We start from the raw sequence: 16252 nt of genomic DNA on the forward strand, positions 1-16252 counted from the left end.
CGGTAAAATTCCCGCCCTTGTAATTAATAAAATACCCCTATCTGTGAAATTTGTTGTTGAAAAACTCGCTATATGGATAAAGCCGGATCAGCGACAAATAAAAGAAAGTACTTGGTTTGATTCCTCAGTATTCGATTTAAGTTGGGTGCCTGCGATGCAGCGACGCCGAATGACTCCCTTTATCAAAATGACGCTCAACACTGCTTACCAAGTTAGCGCTAAGGGGAATTATGTTAATTTACCGAGTGTGTTTTCATCTCGTCATGGGGACTTTCATAAAACAGCTAATTTACTGGTTGATATAGTTAATAATCAGCCTTTGTCACCAACCGGTTTTGGATTAAGTGTGCACAATGCGGCGTCAGGGTTGTTTAGCATAATTGAGGGTAATACAAGTACCTCAACTTCCGTTGCTGCGGGTACAGAAAGCTTTATTTATGCATTAATTGATGGCTATGCCCGACTTATTGATTGTGAACAGCAAAAAATATTAATTGTGCATACAGATGAGACACTGCCTGATATTTATAGCCAATACGCAGATGAAGAACAAATAGCACATTCAATTGCATTAGTAATTCGTGCAGCAAATGAGGGTGAAGCACATTTTAGTTTGCAAAAAATACTTAATACACACAAAAATAACAATAAGTTACCATTAAGTATTCAATGTGCAAGAGCTTTGCATGAGCACAATAGTGCGTTACTTGCTCATAGTGCCCTTAAACACGATTGGCAGCTTACTTACCATGCTTAACAGTGCATTGAGAGTATGTGGACTCGCATGGCGAGTAATTGCTACTGCGTTTTGCTTTTCAATATTTGGGCTCGGAGGATTAGTACTTGCGTGTGTGGTTTTTCCTGCCCAACGTTTATTTGAAAGTGACCGCAGCAAACAAAAATATAATGCACGTAAAACAGTACACTTTTGTTTTAAATTTTTTGTAAGTTTAATGCACGCCACGGGGGTTATTCGCTTTCATATTAAAGATAAAATTTTAATAGAGCGCTTAAAAGGCCAACTGATTTTGGCAAATCACCCTTCTCTAATAGATGTCGTTGTTTTAATTTCGGTAATAAAAAATGCAGATTGCGTCGTTAAAGCACATTTATTTAAAAATCCTTTTATGCGAGGTGTGATCAAAAGTGCGGGCTACATAAGCAATGACGATCCTCAAGAGCTGTTAAAAGAATGTGAGCAAAGCTTAAAAAAAGGCAATAACTTAATTGTATTTCCTGAAGGAACACGCACAGAGTCTCAAAAAGCATTAAAGTTTAAACGTGGTGCAGCAAATATTGCCATTCGGTGTAATGCACCTATCACTGCTTTTTTGATACATATGAAACCAAGTACATTAACGAAAGGGACACCTTGGTACAAGGTTGCATCACTTCAGGCACATTTTTCTATGGCGCTTGCGAGCAAACCGTTTAGTCGTGCTGCGTACGACAACGATTCACCAGCAATGCAATCGCGTCAATTGACTAAAGATTTACAACATTACTTTACACAAGAGTTAAATTACATATGAGCGAATTAAAAGAACAAATAAAACAACTGATCATTTCAAGCCTTGATCTTGAAGACATGACCACCGCTGATATTAAGGATGATGACGCTTTATTTGTAGATGGTTTAGGGTTAGATAGTATTGACGCGTTAGAGCTTGGCCTTGCAATAAAAAAGCAGTTTGATGTAAAAATTGATGCAAACTCAGCGCAAACTAAAGCACACTTTGCGTCAGTTAATTCTTTAGCTGAATTTATCGAACAAGCTCGTTCTTAATTTATACAATGTAGGAAAGAAAATGAAAACCGCTGCTGAAATTTATGATGTATTACACGGCATTTTAGAAAACGAATTTGAAATAGACCCACAAGATATTAGCTTAGAGGCTAACCTATACCAAGATCTTGATCTAGACAGCATTGATGCGGTCGATTTAGTTGTTAAATTAAGAGAAATTACAGGCAAAAAAATCGAGCCTGATGCATTTAAACAAGTGCGTACAGTGCAAGACATAGTGACTGAAATAGAAAAATTGGTTAACTAATACTATGCTAAAGGCAGTGCTAACAACGTTAATCATGATTTGCCTCGCGTGCTACCCTTTAATTGTGTATGTAGGCCTTACGCGCTTTAATAGTCATATTATTACGATAGTACTGCTGTTTTTACTTGGTTTAAGACTTTGGTTTAGCAGAGCCTTGTTTGATAAAATGCCGTGGTTAAAGCCTGCTACATTATTAGCAGTCATTACAATTTTGATTTCTAAAACAGTGGGCAGTGACCTAGGGCTGCGCTTATATCCTGTAATCATTAATGTAGTTATGTTAATTGTGTTTGCCTACTCCTTGTATAAAGGGCCCTCAATTATCGAAACTTTTGCGCGAATTACTGAGCCAGCACTTGATGAAAATGGTGTTATTTACACAAAAAAAGTAACGCTACTTTGGTGCCTTTTTTTTGTAGTAAACGGCGGCATTGCTTTATACACCAGTATTTTTAGTAGTCTAGAAACATGGGCGTTTTATAATGGTTTTGTTGCGTATTTAGCGATGGGAACGTTATTTGCCATAGAGTGGCTAGTAAGGCAAAGAGTAAAAAGGAATCCCGGTGTTTAATGTTTTTCAAAGTAGTGGTTTAAGAGCATGTTTTAACCACACCGATAATGAAATTTCAGAACGTCAATTTGTTAATGATGTAAATGAGGTTTTTGCCAAACTCTCCACTCTAAAGCGCGCTTCATCCGTTGTTTTGTATAGTACGGATACTTACACGTTTGCGGTGTCTTTATTTGCATTATCACTAAGTGAGTGTACCGTCATTTTACCGCCTAATGGGCAACCGGCAACGTTAAACGCCTTACTAAAACAAACCCCTTATTTTATTGGTGATTCTGAGATAGTAACTAACCTTGAAGCTGACTTTTTAGATATTAGCACTTTGAGCAAACAATCTGATTTTGTATCTGTTGAGAAACTAAAATGGCCAGAAGAAGGCTCGATTGTTTTTTATACTTCCGGATCATCGGGTAAAGCTAAGCCAATTGTAAAAACGTGGCAGGTAATTAATAAAGAATTAAACACACTCATCAATAGCTATACGCTTATCGATGAGCCGGTATTTATAGCGAGCGTATCACATCAACATATATACGGTTTACTGTTTAGATTGTTGTGGCCCCTGAGTACGGGGTATGTTGTTAATACCGAATTACTGCATTACCCAGAGCACATAGCAACAAAGTTAAAGTCGTTTAAAAAAGTGGTACTTGTTTCAAGTCCTGCACAATTAAAACGTTTGTGTATTGACAATGTGCTGGTAGATGAAAAAGCGCATTTACAATGGATTTTTTCATCAGGTGGGCCATTACTCGATGAAGATGCAGTGTCACTATATAAGCAATTAAATAAGCCTGTTACACAAGTTTTTGGTAGTACAGAAACCGGCGGAATAGCATATCGACAAGTTACTTCACTCGATAAAGTTAGCTTTTGGCAGCCATTTTCGGGTATTCAAGTAAGGGCGCAAAACGATCAGCGTCTGGTATTGAGCTCGCCATTGGTGCACGATAAAAATTATCCTTTGGACGATAGAGGAGAAGTATTTCAAAATGGCCAATTTAGATTACTAGGCCGGTTTGACCGGATTATAAAATTAGAAGAAAAGCGATTAAGCCTAGATGAGCTAGAGCAACACTTATGTACAAGTGAATGGGTCAGTGAAGCTAAAGTGATTGCTTTACCTGGTGAACGGTTAATTGTAGGCGCTATTATTGTACTCACTCAAAAGGGGCAGATGTTTTTTAATAGTGATGGGAAATTAGCAACTAATAATCTACTCAAAGCGCATGCTTTGGTGCGTTTTGAACGTATTTGTACTCCCAAAAAATGGCGTTTTGTAGAGCAATTACCTTATAACTCACAAGCTAAATTAAACTTAAAAGCGCTGGAGTGTCTTTTTGAAAAAGTTAATTAAAACGCAGCCTGATTTACTTACCTATGAAAAAACAGAGTGGGGTTACACGCTCAGTTTATTAGTCCCCCATGATTTAGATTATTTCAAAGGACACTTTACGGATGGCCCAATACTCGCAGGTGTTGTGCAATTAGACTGGGCGGTAGCCGCAATGTGTAAATATTATAATGTTCAGCAGGCAGTTAAAAATGTTGAAGTATTAAAGTTTCAGGTGGTGATTACCCCAGGTATAAAAATCGAGTTATTACTTGAGCAAAAAGCTGAGAATAAATACACCTTTTCGTATCGTTCAGCTAAGGGTCAACACGCCTCTGGGCGTATTATTTTTGATAGCCTAATAAATGAATAGTTTTTGTATAGTTATTCCAAATTATAACCACATTACGGTTATTGATGATGTACTGAGCCAATTGTCGCAACTTAACGTGCCAATTATTATGGTTGATGACGCAAGCAACGTCGAAGCTAAAAATGTGTTTAGTCACCTGAATGCAAAATACGCGCAGTTGAGTGTGGTTACTCACGATGATAACCAAGGCAAAGGCGGCGCGGTACAAACAGGCTTAAAGCATGCACATAAGCAAGGTTTTTCGCATGCGATACAAGTTGATGCAGATGGGCAACATGACTTATCTGATATTAAAAAACTAATAGCACTTTCAAACACTCAGCCTAAAGCGCTGATTAGCTGCTGCCCAATATATGACGATTCAGTGCCTAAGCACCGTTATTTAGCACGTTACTTAACGCATGTATGGGTATGGATTGAGACGTTAAGTTTTACAATCGTCGATTCGATGTGTGGCTTTAGAGTGTATCCGCTTGAGCAAAGTACAAAGCTAATTGATGAGGTATCGCTTGGCAAACGTATGGATTTTGACCCCGAAATTTTAGTGCGTTTATATTGGCGCAACGTGCCTTTTGTCTTTTTACCTAGCCAAGTAATTTACCCCGAAAATGGGCTTTCTCATTTTCAGCCATTACACGATAACGTGCGTATTTCGTGGTTACACACTCGCTTATTTTTTGGCATGTTGATTCGCTCTCCGGTGTTAATTTGGCATAAATTAAAGAGGCGTTATGGCCGCTAAGCACTGGTCTAAAATGCAAGAGCGCGGTAATTTTTTAGGTATTCAAATACTGTTATTTGCTCATAAATTACTGGGTAGAAAAGGGCTGTGGATTGTTTTGTTTCCTGTCGTTTTTTATCTTTTTTTAACAGGAAAAGTAGCGCGTGTAGCATCTAAAGCGTTTTTAAAGCAAGTTAATGTTTACCAAGGCAGCAAGCAACCTGTTACGTTTAAAATACAATTAACGCACTTTTGTAGTTTTGCAGATAGCGCATTAGATAAAATTGATGCTTGGCTTGGGCGAATCACCCAACGTGATATTAAATACACTAATGAGCATTTATTTGCTGAGTTAGATGAGCAAAACCAAGGGGCTATTTTTATAGGTTCTCACTTGGGTAATTTAGAGGTGTGCAGAGCACTTAGCCAACACCGCAGTAGCAAAAAAATAAATGTACTGGTGTTTACCCATCATGCTGTTGAATTTAATAAAATGCTTAAAAAGATAAATCCTGCAGTATCGGTTAATTTAATACAAGTCACAGATATGGGGCCAGACTTAGCTATTTTACTAAAAGAAAAAGTAGAGCAGGGAGAAATAATCGTTATTGTTGGCGACAGAACAAGCACAACAACGGCTTCTCGATCGGTACAGGTGCCATTTTTAGGTAAGAATGCTCCATTTTCACAGGGGCCTTTTATATTAGCCGCGCTGCTTGATTGCCCCGTTTACTTCTTGTTTTGTTTAAAAGATAAAAAAAGCAAAAAGTATCACGTGATATTTGAGCATTATAGCCAATCATTAAAAATGCCTCGACGAGAGCGACAGCAGGCGCTCACACTTATTATTAATGACTATGCACAGCGTTTGAGTTATTACGCAGCTTTATATCCTTATCAGTGGTTTAATTTTTACGATTTTTGGAAAAGTGATCAGCAGGTAGTTCGCGATCACTCAATGGAGAACAGGTGTGACTGAGCAAAACATACAGCTTTTTGGCAATCAGCGATTATCAATTGAAGATATTGTGCGAGTTGCGCTTAATCAAACTCAAGTACAATTGAATAGCTGTGAAACTTTTAATGTAAAAATTAATAGCGCTTTGCGTTTTTTAGACACGCTTTTAGCAGAAGATGGTGTAATTTATGGTGTTACTACTGGCTACGGTGATTCTGTAACGGTGGCTGTACCGCTTGATTTAGTTGATGAATTGCCTCTGCATTTAACACGTTTTCACGGCTGTGGACTCGGGGATGTATTTAATAAAGTACAAGGGCGCGCAATTTTAGCGACGCGTTTGACATCACTTTCTCAAGGTTATTCTGGTATTAGCTGGGAAATGCTGCATTTACTTAAAGATTATTTAAATAACGATATCGTTCCCGTGATCCCACAAGAAGGGTCAGTAGGTGCCAGCGGTGATTTAACGCCGTTATCGTATGTGGCAGGTGCTTTGATTGGTGAGCGTGATGTGTTTTATAAAGACCAAGTACGTAATAGTGCCGAGGTTATGAAAAAAGTTGGCTTAGAACCACTTACTCTAAGGCCAAAAGAGGGCCTTGCAATCATGAATGGCACTGCGGTAATGACTGCATTAGCGTGCTTAGCGTTCGATAGAGCAAATTACTTGGCTAAATTGGCGAGCCGCATTACGGCATTATCAAGCTTAGCGCTTAAAGGAAATAGCCACCATTTTGATGAAATTTTATTTTCAGTAAAGCCGCATCCAGGACAGCAACAAATTGCGCGTTGGATCAGAGGTGACTTAAACCATCATGATCACCCTCGAAATGCAGACAGACTTCAAGATAGGTATTCAATCCGCTGTGCACCGCATGTTATTGGTGTGCTGCAAGACAGCCTGCCGTTTTTTAGACATATGATAGAAAACGAGCTTAACTCTGCAAACGATAATCCAATTATTGATGGCCAAGGTGAGCATGTATTACACGGAGGGCATTTTTATGGTGGTCATATTGCGATGGCAATGGATAGTATGAAAACAGCCGTTGCAAATCTTGCAGACTTAGCAGACAGACAAATTGCGTCTTTGGTTGATACTAAGTACAACAATGGGTTACCTTCAAATCTATCGGATAGTGCACCAGAGCGCCGTTATATTAATCATGGTTTTAAAGCGGTTCAAATTGGCTGTAGTGCTTTCACTGCTGAGGCCTTAAAGTTAACTATGCCGGCCAGTGTTTTTTCTCGTTCTACCGAGTGCCATAATCAAGATAAAGTGAGCATGGGCACTATTGCATCACGTGATTGTTTACGTATTCTACAACTAACAGAACAAGTATTAGCAAGTACGTTATTAGCCAGTATTCAAGGTGTTAGGTTACGTATTAAGCAAGGTGAACTTGAATTTTCAACGTTGACGAAAGATATGCAAAATATGTATACCGATATAACTGACTACTTTGAAAACCTCACAGAGGATAGACCAATGGAAGCCGAACTTAGGCAAACAATAGGGTATATTCAAGCCAAGCGTTGGGCGTTGTATGAATAGTAAAGGTGCATTATTAACGCATGTGGTAGAAATTGAAATTCCATTTCACGATTGCGATCCTATGAACGTGGTATGGCATGGTAATTACCCGCGCTATTTAGAAGTGGCGCGTTGTGAGTTGCTGCGTTTATTTGACTATGACTATTTACAAATGCATGAGTCGGGTTATGCGTGGCCTATTGTTGATATGCAGATTAAGTATGTAGCTTCGGCTGTATTTACGCAAAAAATTAAGGTCGCCGTTTATTTAAAAGAATACGAAAATAGGCTGCGAATTGACTACGTTATTACTGATGCGTTAACCAATAAGCGCATAACTAAAGCATCAACGACGCAAGTTGCAGTTGAATTAAGCTCTAAAGAAATGCAATTTGAGTCACCCGCTATTTTATTTAATAAGTTAAAAGCGGTCTTGAATTAAGTTTTGATTTTATAGGCGATGCAAATGAATTTTTTGAAATTTTTTACATTGAGTATAGGCATTAGCTTTTTACTGTTTTGCTCTGTAGTAAACGCTGCAGCTATTAAAGGTGAGTTTATGCAATATAAGCAATTTACTGGATTTGCTAAGCCTTTTATTTCGTCGGGTGTTTTTTCGTTAATTGACGAAAAGCTCATTTGGGATGTAAAAACGCCTGTTGAGAGTAAGCTCGTGATCGAAAACGGGCAAGTACTTGCCCAAGATGCAAATGGCGAACTAGTACCACAACCAGGTAGCGAGCAATTTGTAGGATTACTGAGTGACTTACTCAGCGTAAATATGAGTGCGTTGGAAACACGTTTTAATATTATTAAAACACAAGATAGTTGCACACAATTAGCGCCAAAAGAAGCGTTATTAAAGCAGTTGTTTAGTGATTTTGTTTTGTGTGAGAGTAACAAGCAAGTGAGCAGTATTACATTAAATGAGCACTCAGGAAATAACACAAAAATTGAGTTTACTTATTCCAAATAAAATTATGTTTTTAAATAATGCAGTGGTTAATTAAGGGAATAGTGCAGTGACAAAACGAATTACCGTTATTGTTGGGTGGTTTAGCAGTTTAGTTTTGCTTTTTGCCGCGGCTTTTTGGCTGTCTAAACCAACGTTTAGTGCAGATATGTTTAGCTTGTTACCAAAATCACACTCTCAAATTGCCTATGCGGAAGATGTATTTTTTCAAAAAAATGCTAACCGTATTATGTTCTCGTTTGCAGGAAATAAAAAAAACAAAGCATTTGATGATTTTCAACAATGGCTGAAAGATAACGCAATTAAGAATTCATTTAACCTTCCGTCGATTAACGAGTTAGCGCAAACATTTTCACCTTTTAGGCATGCGTTATTAAGTAACACTTATAAGCAAGCATTAAGTAGCAAAACAAGGTTTGAACATTATTACCTTGAGCAACTTAATCAGTTAGGTAACCCTTTTGTAAGTACGACTTTAAGTAAAGATAATAGCTTGAGCTTAGCTTCATTTATTGAAAATAACGTAAAGAAAAGCCAATTGTTTACGCTTGAACAAGGTCGCCTCACTCGACGTTTAAATGACGTTGAATACCGTATTATTTTGGCGAATTTAGCGCCTGAAAATTTAGGCGTTAATAAGTCAATTGAGTTAGCAGACACGATAATTAAACAGATTAATATACTTAATAAAACCTATCCTGATTTAACCATGACTTATTCTGGTGTGCTATTTCATACGGCTGAAAATGCTAAACAAGCAAAATACGAGATGAGCCTGTTTGGCGGCATTAGCTTATTAGCCCTCATTGCGATGGTGTTTTGGGTGTTTAGGCGTTTAAACAGTATTCTATTGGCAAGTTTTACCGTGCTGAGTGCACTTATTGGTGGCGCTATTGCTATGGTGTTGCTGTTTAATACTATTCATTTATTAACGCTTGTTTTTGCAGTTACGCTGATTGGTATTGCCATTGATTATGCATTTCATGGTATGACTGATTTAGCAAAAAAAGAGCATGAAAAAGGCTACAGCAAAGGGACACAATCTGCGCTTTTACTGTCTCTTATTACAACTACGCTAGGTTATTGCTGCTTACTTGGTGCGCCACTGACGTTATTGTCTCAAGTTGGGGTGTTTGTTATTGCAGGTTTGGTCAGTGCATGGCTATTTACCGTGTTAGTTTTGCCATTATGGCAATCTACGCTCACGTTATCGCCTTCTAGCCTATTGATGAGTAAAAAACTCATCAACGTTTTTGAATATTGTAACCACCTAAAAACACCAATATTTATTATATTACTGGCCTTTATCAGTGCGTTATTTTTAATTAAACCAATTAGCTTTAATGATGATGTAAAGCTATTAAATGCAAGCTCCGATCACTTAATGCTAAACGAAAAAAAGCATTTGTTACTACTTGGACAATGGGACAGACAAATTGTTTTTATGTTTGCAAATAGCGACGAAGCGCTTTTACAAAAACAAGAACAATTTTTAACACGCTTAACCCAACTAGACCCAAATTTTAAACATAATAGCATTAGCCATTGGTTGCCTAGTTTACAAAGACAGGGCGATAACAAGGCTGTGTTTGAACAGGCTAAAAACAAAGGGACTTTAGATATTGCAAAGCGCGTTACAGGGCAAGCACTTGCAAGTACAAAATCACCGTTACTCACTTATGAAACACTCGCCGCGAGTATATTTAAACCGTTACTACTTTCTCAAATGGTTGTTGAGCCAAGTCAATCGATAACATGGATGTCTATTTCGGGTATTTCATCTGATCAATTAATTAATGAAGTTGAAAAAAGCAAAGGTGTATATATTTATAACAAACCTCAACAAATTAGTGCTTTATTAAGTGACTACCGCGAATATTTGCAATTAAGCTTGGTGCTCGCGGGTCTGATCAGCTGGCTGCTATTTAGCTGGCGATTTTCGATTAAGATAGCGCTTCTGCAAGTAACTATTTTATCTGTTGTGGTATTGAGTATGCTTTGGATATGTAACGCAATTCAAGGCAGTTTGTCGTTATTTAATTTACTTGGCGCACTACTTGTTATTGCTCTGGCAATTGATTATCTCGTTTTTTATCAAATAAATAAATTAAAGCCCAAAAATGTACTGGCGATTAGCTTATCTGCAGCGTCATCAATGTGGGTATTTGGCATGCTCAGTGTATCTGAAACCCCCGCAATTTTTAGCTTTGGGCTGAGTGTAATGGTCGGGATTTTAGCTATTTATTTTTTATCGCCACTGAGTGTTTTAAAGTCTCAAAAGGAACAAAAAATTGAATAACCTTGAGCAGTACGATGTTGTTGTTATTGGCGCGGGCCCATCAGGCGCTCTGGCTAGTAGCTTGTTAGTTCAAAAAGGTTGGCGGGTACTTGTACTCGAGCAACAGGTATTCCCGCGTTTTTCAATTGGTGAAAGCTTATTACCGCAATGTATGGCCTACTTAGAGGAGGCAGGTTTAATTGATACGTTACATGACAACGCAGCGTCTTTAGGTTTTCAATTTAAAGATGGCGCTGCTTTTCATCGGGCGGGGCAAAATACAACTATAAACTTCACCGAAAAATTCACTAATGGCCCTGGCACTACGTATCAAGTAAAAAGAGCCGACTTTGACAAGTTGTTAGCAGACAAAGCACAAGACCAAGGCGTAGAAATTCGATATCAACACACGGTGGTCGATTATAACGACGAGTTAAATGGCGCATCGTTACTTGTGCACAACGAACAGCAGCAAGCTTACCGCGTTAATGCCCGATTTGTATTGGATGCAAGTGGCTTTGGGCGTGTATTACCAAAATTGTTAGATTTAGAGCTTCCCTCTAACTTTCCTGTTCGTAGCGCTTATTTTAGTCATTTTAGAGACAATATTAGTGATATAAACTTCGATCGTAATAAAATTTTGATTACCGTACATCCACAATATTCTGATGTGTGGTATTGGCTTATCCCCTTTAGTGATGGTACTGCGAGTATTGGCGTTGTGGCGCTGCCGGAGCGTTTTAATGATGACGAATCTAGCCATTTGCTAAATCAATTTATAGATCAAGACCCTTATTTGAACACACTGTTAGCACAACGTGAGTTATTAAATCCTGCAAGAAATATTAAAGGCTACTCGGCAAATGTGAGTAAGTTATATGGTAAACACTTTGCTTTATTGGGTAATGCAGGAGAGTTTTTAGACCCGGTATTTTCATCAGGTGTAACAATTGCACTTAAATCTGCAAATTTAATTGCGCCACTTGTTGATAGCTATTTAAAAAATGAAGTCGTCGATTTTAATAGCCAATATGCACAGCCATTACAAGCTGGAGTCGATTGCTTTAGAACATTTGTAACAGGGTGGTACGATACGCGTTTTCAGGATGTGATTTTTTACTCTGAACAAAATACCCAAGTACGAGAAATGATCAGTGCAATTTTAGCAGGCTATGCTTGGGATACAAATAATCCTTATGTTGCGCAAAGTGAACGTCGTTTAAATGTGTTGGCTCAGTTATGTCAAAATTAATAAGGTATGCATTCTTTGTTGTATTTATATGTGTGGCATTGAACGCATGCACTAGTTTTACTGCATCGAAAAATATGGTTTACCTGTCGCCTAATATACAATTAAATATAAATAGCGTCCCAGCAAAAATGTTTGGTAAATCTTGGCAACATGTTTTGCATATTTCGAATCAACAAAAACAACACACTGTGTTTGCACAACTAGGTATAAGTGAGCTTGGCACTATTAAGTTATTGTTGATGACAGTGCAAGGTTTTCCAATAATGGAGCTCGAAAAGCCCTTAAATAGCCCAGTAAAAATAATAAACAGGCTGATGGTAGAAGGCATAGACCCACATTATATTTTAGCTGATATTGCTTTAATACATTGGCCCGTTGAGTTTTTACAAGCGCAATTAACCGGCGCATTAATTGAACAAGTTGGCTCCACTCGGCGCATATTTAATGATGACAGCACGTTGATGACTATTGCTTATAATGATAAATCAACCATATTGAATAACATTTTGCATCAGTATCAAATAACATTTAAAAAGGTGGCACAGTGACATATTGGCTAAATGATTTAGGCATTGTAAGTGCTATGGGAATAGGCCAACATGCAACGACAAAGAGCTTGAATGACTATCATTCAGCAACGCCTATACTAAGCAAAAATAGAGATTTAAGCGCTGAGCACACTACGTTGTATGTTGGTCAAGTTCACTCTATTGCTTTATCAAATAAAAAGCGTATTCACACATTTATTGATTTAGCTTTGGAGCAAATCAAGCCAACGTTAAATAAACTATCCCATATTGATAAGTCACGTATCGCAGTTGTAATGGGGACAAGTACCTCAAATATTCATGACGGTGAAAGAGCGCGTAAATCCCATGAAAGCACAACGCTATGGCCTAGTGACTTTAGTTACAGCGATCAAGAATTAGCAACGCCAGCTCACTATGTCGCAGATAAAGTGGGTGCATTAGGGCCTTGTTACAGTATTTCTACAGCGTGCACCTCAAGTGCAAAAGCACTAATTAGTGCGCGTGCGTTGTTAAACGCAGATTTAGCGGATGTGGTTATTTGTGGCGGTGCAGATAGTTTGTGTCAATTAACAATTAATGGCTTTAGTTCGCTCGCCTCTTTAAGCTCTGGCTTATGTCAGCCTTTTTCTAGTGACAGAGACGGTATTAATATTGGTGAAGGTGCTGCTTTATTTATAATGACTAAAGATACGCCTATAACACATAGTGGTATTAAGTTATTGGGTAGTGGAGAGAGCTCCGATGCGCATCACATGTCTGCACCCGATCCAAATGGGATAGGCGCTCAAGCGTCAATGCAACAAGCGCTGCAAAGTGCTCAATTAGCGCCTAGCGACATTGATTATATTAATGCTCATGGCACGGCCACTTTAAAAAATGACGAAATGGAAGCACTTGCAATTAATCGTGTGTTTGGCAACAATACGCCGCTTAGTTCTAGTAAGCATCTAACAGGGCATACTCTGGGTGCAGCGGGTGCAATTGAAGCTGGTATTTGTTGGCTATTATTAAAAGGCCGTGGTCAAAATGCGCTTCCATATAATGTGATTAAAAGCGGAGGTAATTTGGCAGATATAAAAATAATTAAGCAAGCTTTTAAGCCAATACTCAAATACTGTTTATCAAACTCATTCGCATTTGGCGGCAATAACGCCAGTTTAATATTGGGAAGTAACCTTGACTAATTACCCTATAGAGCGAGTTGTTCCCCATGATGCGCCTATGATTCTAATAGACAACCTTTTATCGTACAACGAAGATGAAGCACAATGCGGCGTTACTGTAACAGAGCACAGCCCTTTTTTTAGTTCAGTGATAAACGGCGTACCGAGTTATGTTGGTATTGAATATATGGCGCAGTCTATAGCTGCTTATGCTGGTGCGTTGGCGAATGATGGAAATAAACCTGTAAAAATCGGCTTTTTAATTGGTACACGTAAATATCAAACTTACCAACCGTTTTTTAAAAAAGGCAGTAAGCTAACAATAAATGCACATAAGTTGTATCAAGACGAGTCTGGTCTGAGTGTGTTTGAGTGCCAAATATATGAATGTGAAAACTTACTTTGCCAAGCAAAAATTAATGTATTTCAGCCAAAAGAACCGCTGGAATTTATAAGAGAAAATCAATGAAAAAAAGAATTTTAGTAACAGGTTCAAGCCGTGGTATTGGTAAAGCAATAGCGTTAAAACTTGCAGAACAAGGATTTGATATTGCGGTGCATTGCAGAACGGGTGTCGAGCAGGCTCAAGCAACATGCGATGAAATTAATAACTTAGGTAGAACGACCAGCTTACTGCAATTTGATGTCTGCGATAGAGAGCAGGCAAAGGCACAAATAGAGCAAGATATTGCTCAGCATGGCGCTTATTACGGTGTAGTGTGCAATGCAGGTATTACTAACGATATGGCGTTTCCGGCCATGCAAGGTGAAGACTGGGATTGTGTTATACGTACAGGCCTTGATGGGTTTTATAATGTGGTACACCCTACTGTAATGCCTATGGTACAGAGCCGTCGAGGCGGACGAATAATTACAATGTCGTCGGTATCAGGTATAGCGGGTAATCGGGGGCAAGTAAATTATAGTGCAGCTAAAGCGGGTATAATTGGGGCCACTAAAGCACTTGCTTTAGAGTTAGCAAAACGAAAAATTACAGTTAATTGTGTAGCACCTGGTTTAATAGCAACTGCGATGACTGACGAACTCCCCGTTGATGAAATGATGAAAATGATCCCTCTTAAGCGCATGGGTAGCGTTAAAGAAGTTGCAGGAACCATCGCTTTTTTGATGTCTGATGATGCCGCTTACATTACGCGCCAAGTGATTTCTGTTAATGGCGGTATGGTTTGATGAAGCGTGTTGTAGTCACAGGGATGTCAGTGGTTACTGCGCTTGGCGATAATTGGTGTGAATTTAAACAAGCTTTAATTAAAGGCGAAAATGCGGTTGTTACTATGCCTGAATGGGATATAGCCAGCGAACTCAATACTCGTTTAGCAGCGCCAGTTAAGCACTTTGAGCGACCAAGTCACTATAAGCGCAAACAAATACGTTCAATGGGGCGTGTATCTCTTATGTCAACGCGTGCCACAGAGTGTGCACTTGAACAAGCTAACTTGCTTGAGCATGAAAGCCTAACTGATGGCTCTACGGGCATTGCTTATGGCTCATCAACCGGTTCAACTGCGCCTTTACTTGCTTTTGCAAATATGATGGAAACGGGATCGATGTCGGGTGTAACAGCAACCAGTTACATTAAAATGATGGCACATACCGCCCCGGTAAATGTTGGTGTATTTTTTGGTTTAAAAGGGCGCGTTATAACAACAAGCTCTGCTTGTACATCGGGATCTCAAGGAATAGGCTACGCCTATGAAGCGATCAAGTTTGGTCGACAAAAAATAATGGTGGCTGGTGGAGCTGAAGAGTTATGTATTACTGAAGCCGCCGTATTTGATACCCTTTACGCGACATCTACAAAAAATGAGACACCAAAGCTAACACCTCGTCCCTTTGATGCAAATCGTGATGGCTTAGTAATAGGCGAAGGTGCAGGGACGTTGATCCTAGAAGAGTATGAGCATGCCAAAGCGCGCGGAGCGACAATATTAGCAGAAGTGGTTGGTTTTGGTTGTAATTCTGACGGTGAACACGTTACGCAACCAACATCAAAAACAATGCAATTAGCGATTGAAATGGCACTGCAAGATGCTAATCTGCAACCAGAAGAAATTGGCTATATTAATGCGCATGGTACATCAACAGACAAAGGCGATATTGCCGAGTCTCATGCAACGTATAACGTACTTGGCAGCAAACCTATAAGTTCTTTAAAAAGTTACCTCGGGCATACATTAGGTGCATGTGGTGCTATCGAAGCATGGGCAAGCATTAATATGATGGCTGATAACTGGTTTGCCCCAACAATTAATTTAGACAACGTTGATGACGAGTGCGCTCTGCTTGATTACATAACACACCAAGGGCGCGAGATTAATACCGATTATGTCATGAGTAATAATTTTGCGTTTGGTGGTATTAACACTTCTTTAATATTTAAACGCTATAAAGCAAATTAAACGCGTTTAAATAGAAGTAATGACTAACTGTTGACGCGTTTTTGCTGTATAATTTGCGACCCTTGATAATGTGGCCGTAGGTTATACAG

At 38.8% G+C, this 16252-nt stretch carries 19 protein-coding genes; all 19 read left to right on the forward strand.

Features of this window, described 5'->3' with window-relative positions; genetic code table 11:
• Positions 1-43 precede the first annotated feature (43 nt).
• From ACJJVZ_RS02345 to ACJJVZ_RS02435, 19 genes are read left to right on the forward strand one after another with little or no spacing between them, the layout of a single operon-like run.
• On the forward strand, positions 44-757 hold the full coding sequence (locus ACJJVZ_RS02345; RefSeq protein ID WP_405597781.1) for a beta-ketoacyl synthase chain length factor: 714 nt from the start codon (positions 44-46) through the stop codon (positions 755-757).
• A complete protein-coding gene (locus ACJJVZ_RS02350) occupies positions 750-1532 on the forward strand; it encodes a lysophospholipid acyltransferase family protein (RefSeq protein WP_405598167.1) in 783 nt (260 codons plus the stop codon). Before ACJJVZ_RS02345 ends, ACJJVZ_RS02350 begins: the two co-directional genes overlap by 8 nt.
• The gene (locus tag ACJJVZ_RS02355; protein ID WP_405597784.1) at positions 1529-1786 is read left to right on the forward strand and encodes a phosphopantetheine-binding protein; all 258 of its coding nucleotides are present in this window, start codon (positions 1529-1531) and stop codon (positions 1784-1786) included. The genes ACJJVZ_RS02350 and ACJJVZ_RS02355 overlap by 4 nt, the downstream gene beginning before the upstream one ends.
• Before the next feature lie 22 nt (positions 1787-1808).
• Positions 1809-2054 carry an acyl carrier protein gene (locus ACJJVZ_RS02360; protein WP_077535173.1) on the forward strand — a complete coding sequence of 82 codons (246 nt, stop codon included), beginning with the start codon at positions 1809-1811 and terminating at the stop codon, positions 2052-2054.
• 34 nt (positions 2055-2088) lie between these two features.
• Positions 2089-2625 carry a hypothetical protein gene (locus ACJJVZ_RS02365; RefSeq protein WP_405597786.1) on the forward strand — a complete coding sequence of 179 codons (537 nt, stop codon included), beginning with the start codon at positions 2089-2091 and terminating at the stop codon, positions 2623-2625.
• Positions 2618-3982 (forward strand): AMP-binding protein, encoded by a 1365-nt coding sequence (locus ACJJVZ_RS02370; protein WP_405597788.1) that lies wholly within the window; start codon positions 2618-2620, stop codon positions 3980-3982. The genes ACJJVZ_RS02365 and ACJJVZ_RS02370 overlap by 8 nt, the downstream gene beginning before the upstream one ends.
• The gene (locus tag ACJJVZ_RS02375) at positions 3966-4331 is read left to right on the forward strand and encodes a thioester dehydrase (protein WP_405597790.1); all 366 of its coding nucleotides are present in this window, start codon (positions 3966-3968) and stop codon (positions 4329-4331) included. Before ACJJVZ_RS02370 ends, ACJJVZ_RS02375 begins: the two co-directional genes overlap by 17 nt.
• The gene (locus ACJJVZ_RS02380) at positions 4324-5073 is read left to right on the forward strand and encodes a glycosyltransferase family 2 protein (protein WP_405597792.1); all 750 of its coding nucleotides are present in this window, start codon (positions 4324-4326) and stop codon (positions 5071-5073) included. The genes ACJJVZ_RS02375 and ACJJVZ_RS02380 overlap by 8 nt, the downstream gene beginning before the upstream one ends.
• A complete protein-coding gene (locus ACJJVZ_RS02385) occupies positions 5063-6031 on the forward strand; it encodes an acyltransferase (protein ID WP_405597794.1) in 969 nt (322 codons plus the stop codon). Before ACJJVZ_RS02380 ends, ACJJVZ_RS02385 begins: the two co-directional genes overlap by 11 nt.
• The gene (gene hutH, locus ACJJVZ_RS02390) at positions 6024-7568 is read left to right on the forward strand and encodes a histidine ammonia-lyase (protein WP_405597796.1); all 1545 of its coding nucleotides are present in this window, start codon (positions 6024-6026) and stop codon (positions 7566-7568) included. The genes ACJJVZ_RS02385 and hutH overlap by 8 nt, the downstream gene beginning before the upstream one ends.
• Positions 7561-7989: an acyl-CoA thioesterase gene (locus tag ACJJVZ_RS02395; protein WP_405597798.1), complete on the forward strand. Its 429-nt coding sequence runs from the start codon at positions 7561-7563 to the stop codon at positions 7987-7989. Before hutH ends, ACJJVZ_RS02395 begins: the two co-directional genes overlap by 8 nt.
• A 24-nt stretch (positions 7990-8013) precedes the next feature.
• Positions 8014-8523 (forward strand): outer membrane lipoprotein carrier protein LolA, encoded by a 510-nt coding sequence (locus ACJJVZ_RS02400; RefSeq protein WP_405597800.1) that lies wholly within the window; start codon positions 8014-8016, stop codon positions 8521-8523.
• Between the two features lie 46 nt (positions 8524-8569).
• Positions 8570-10819 carry an MMPL family transporter gene (locus tag ACJJVZ_RS02405; RefSeq protein ID WP_405597802.1) on the forward strand — a complete coding sequence of 750 codons (2250 nt, stop codon included), beginning with the start codon at positions 8570-8572 and terminating at the stop codon, positions 10817-10819.
• Positions 10812-12050: an NAD(P)/FAD-dependent oxidoreductase gene (locus ACJJVZ_RS02410; RefSeq protein WP_405597804.1), complete on the forward strand. Its 1239-nt coding sequence runs from the start codon at positions 10812-10814 to the stop codon at positions 12048-12050. Before ACJJVZ_RS02405 ends, ACJJVZ_RS02410 begins: the two co-directional genes overlap by 8 nt.
• A complete protein-coding gene (locus ACJJVZ_RS02415) occupies positions 12038-12598 on the forward strand; it encodes a DUF3261 domain-containing protein (RefSeq protein WP_405597806.1) in 561 nt (186 codons plus the stop codon). The genes ACJJVZ_RS02410 and ACJJVZ_RS02415 overlap by 13 nt, the downstream gene beginning before the upstream one ends.
• The gene (locus ACJJVZ_RS02420) at positions 12595-13764 is read left to right on the forward strand and encodes a beta-ketoacyl-ACP synthase (protein WP_405597809.1); all 1170 of its coding nucleotides are present in this window, start codon (positions 12595-12597) and stop codon (positions 13762-13764) included. The genes ACJJVZ_RS02415 and ACJJVZ_RS02420 overlap by 4 nt, the downstream gene beginning before the upstream one ends.
• The gene (locus ACJJVZ_RS02425; protein WP_405597811.1) at positions 13757-14212 is read left to right on the forward strand and encodes a 3-hydroxylacyl-ACP dehydratase; all 456 of its coding nucleotides are present in this window, start codon (positions 13757-13759) and stop codon (positions 14210-14212) included. The genes ACJJVZ_RS02420 and ACJJVZ_RS02425 overlap by 8 nt, the downstream gene beginning before the upstream one ends.
• Entirely contained in the window at positions 14209-14934 is a 726-nt protein-coding gene (gene fabG, locus ACJJVZ_RS02430; protein WP_405597813.1) for a 3-oxoacyl-ACP reductase FabG, read from the forward strand. The genes ACJJVZ_RS02425 and fabG overlap by 4 nt, the downstream gene beginning before the upstream one ends.
• Positions 14934-16163, forward strand: a complete 1230-nt coding sequence (locus ACJJVZ_RS02435; RefSeq protein WP_405597815.1) for a beta-ketoacyl-ACP synthase — start codon at positions 14934-14936, stop codon at positions 16161-16163. Before fabG ends, ACJJVZ_RS02435 begins: the two co-directional genes overlap by 1 nt.
• The last annotated feature ends 89 nt before the right edge of the window (positions 16164-16252 follow it).

Origin of the sequence: Pseudoalteromonas sp. Ld19 (assembly GCF_045064135.1) — a bacterium.
GTDB classification, from domain to species: Bacteria; Pseudomonadota; Gammaproteobacteria; order Enterobacterales; family Alteromonadaceae; genus Pseudoalteromonas; species Pseudoalteromonas aliena.

What these genes read in the sequence shown, in the direction of transcription:
- ACJJVZ_RS02350 (WP_405598167.1), top strand. Translation starts at nt 750, where the DNA reads ATGCTTAACAGTGCATTGAGAGTATGTGGACTCGCATGGCGAGTAATT.
- ACJJVZ_RS02355 (WP_405597784.1), top strand. Translation starts at nt 1,529, where the DNA reads ATGAGCGAATTAAAAGAACAAATAAAACAACTGATCATTTCAAGCCTT.
- ACJJVZ_RS02360 (WP_077535173.1), top strand. Translation starts at nt 1,809, where the DNA reads ATGAAAACCGCTGCTGAAATTTATGATGTATTACACGGCATTTTAGAA.
- ACJJVZ_RS02365 (WP_405597786.1), top strand. Translation starts at nt 2,089, where the DNA reads ATGATTTGCCTCGCGTGCTACCCTTTAATTGTGTATGTAGGCCTTACG.
- ACJJVZ_RS02380 (WP_405597792.1), top strand. Translation starts at nt 4,324, where the DNA reads ATGAATAGTTTTTGTATAGTTATTCCAAATTATAACCACATTACGGTT.
- ACJJVZ_RS02385 (WP_405597794.1), top strand. Translation starts at nt 5,063, where the DNA reads ATGGCCGCTAAGCACTGGTCTAAAATGCAAGAGCGCGGTAATTTTTTA.
- ACJJVZ_RS02395 (WP_405597798.1), top strand. Translation starts at nt 7,561, where the DNA reads ATGAATAGTAAAGGTGCATTATTAACGCATGTGGTAGAAATTGAAATT.
- ACJJVZ_RS02400 (WP_405597800.1), top strand. Translation starts at nt 8,014, where the DNA reads ATGAATTTTTTGAAATTTTTTACATTGAGTATAGGCATTAGCTTTTTA.
- ACJJVZ_RS02415 (WP_405597806.1), top strand. Translation starts at nt 12,038, where the DNA reads ATGTCAAAATTAATAAGGTATGCATTCTTTGTTGTATTTATATGTGTG.
- fabG (WP_405597813.1), top strand. Translation starts at nt 14,209, where the DNA reads ATGAAAAAAAGAATTTTAGTAACAGGTTCAAGCCGTGGTATTGGTAAA.
- ACJJVZ_RS02435 (WP_405597815.1), top strand. Translation starts at nt 14,934, where the DNA reads ATGAAGCGTGTTGTAGTCACAGGGATGTCAGTGGTTACTGCGCTTGGC.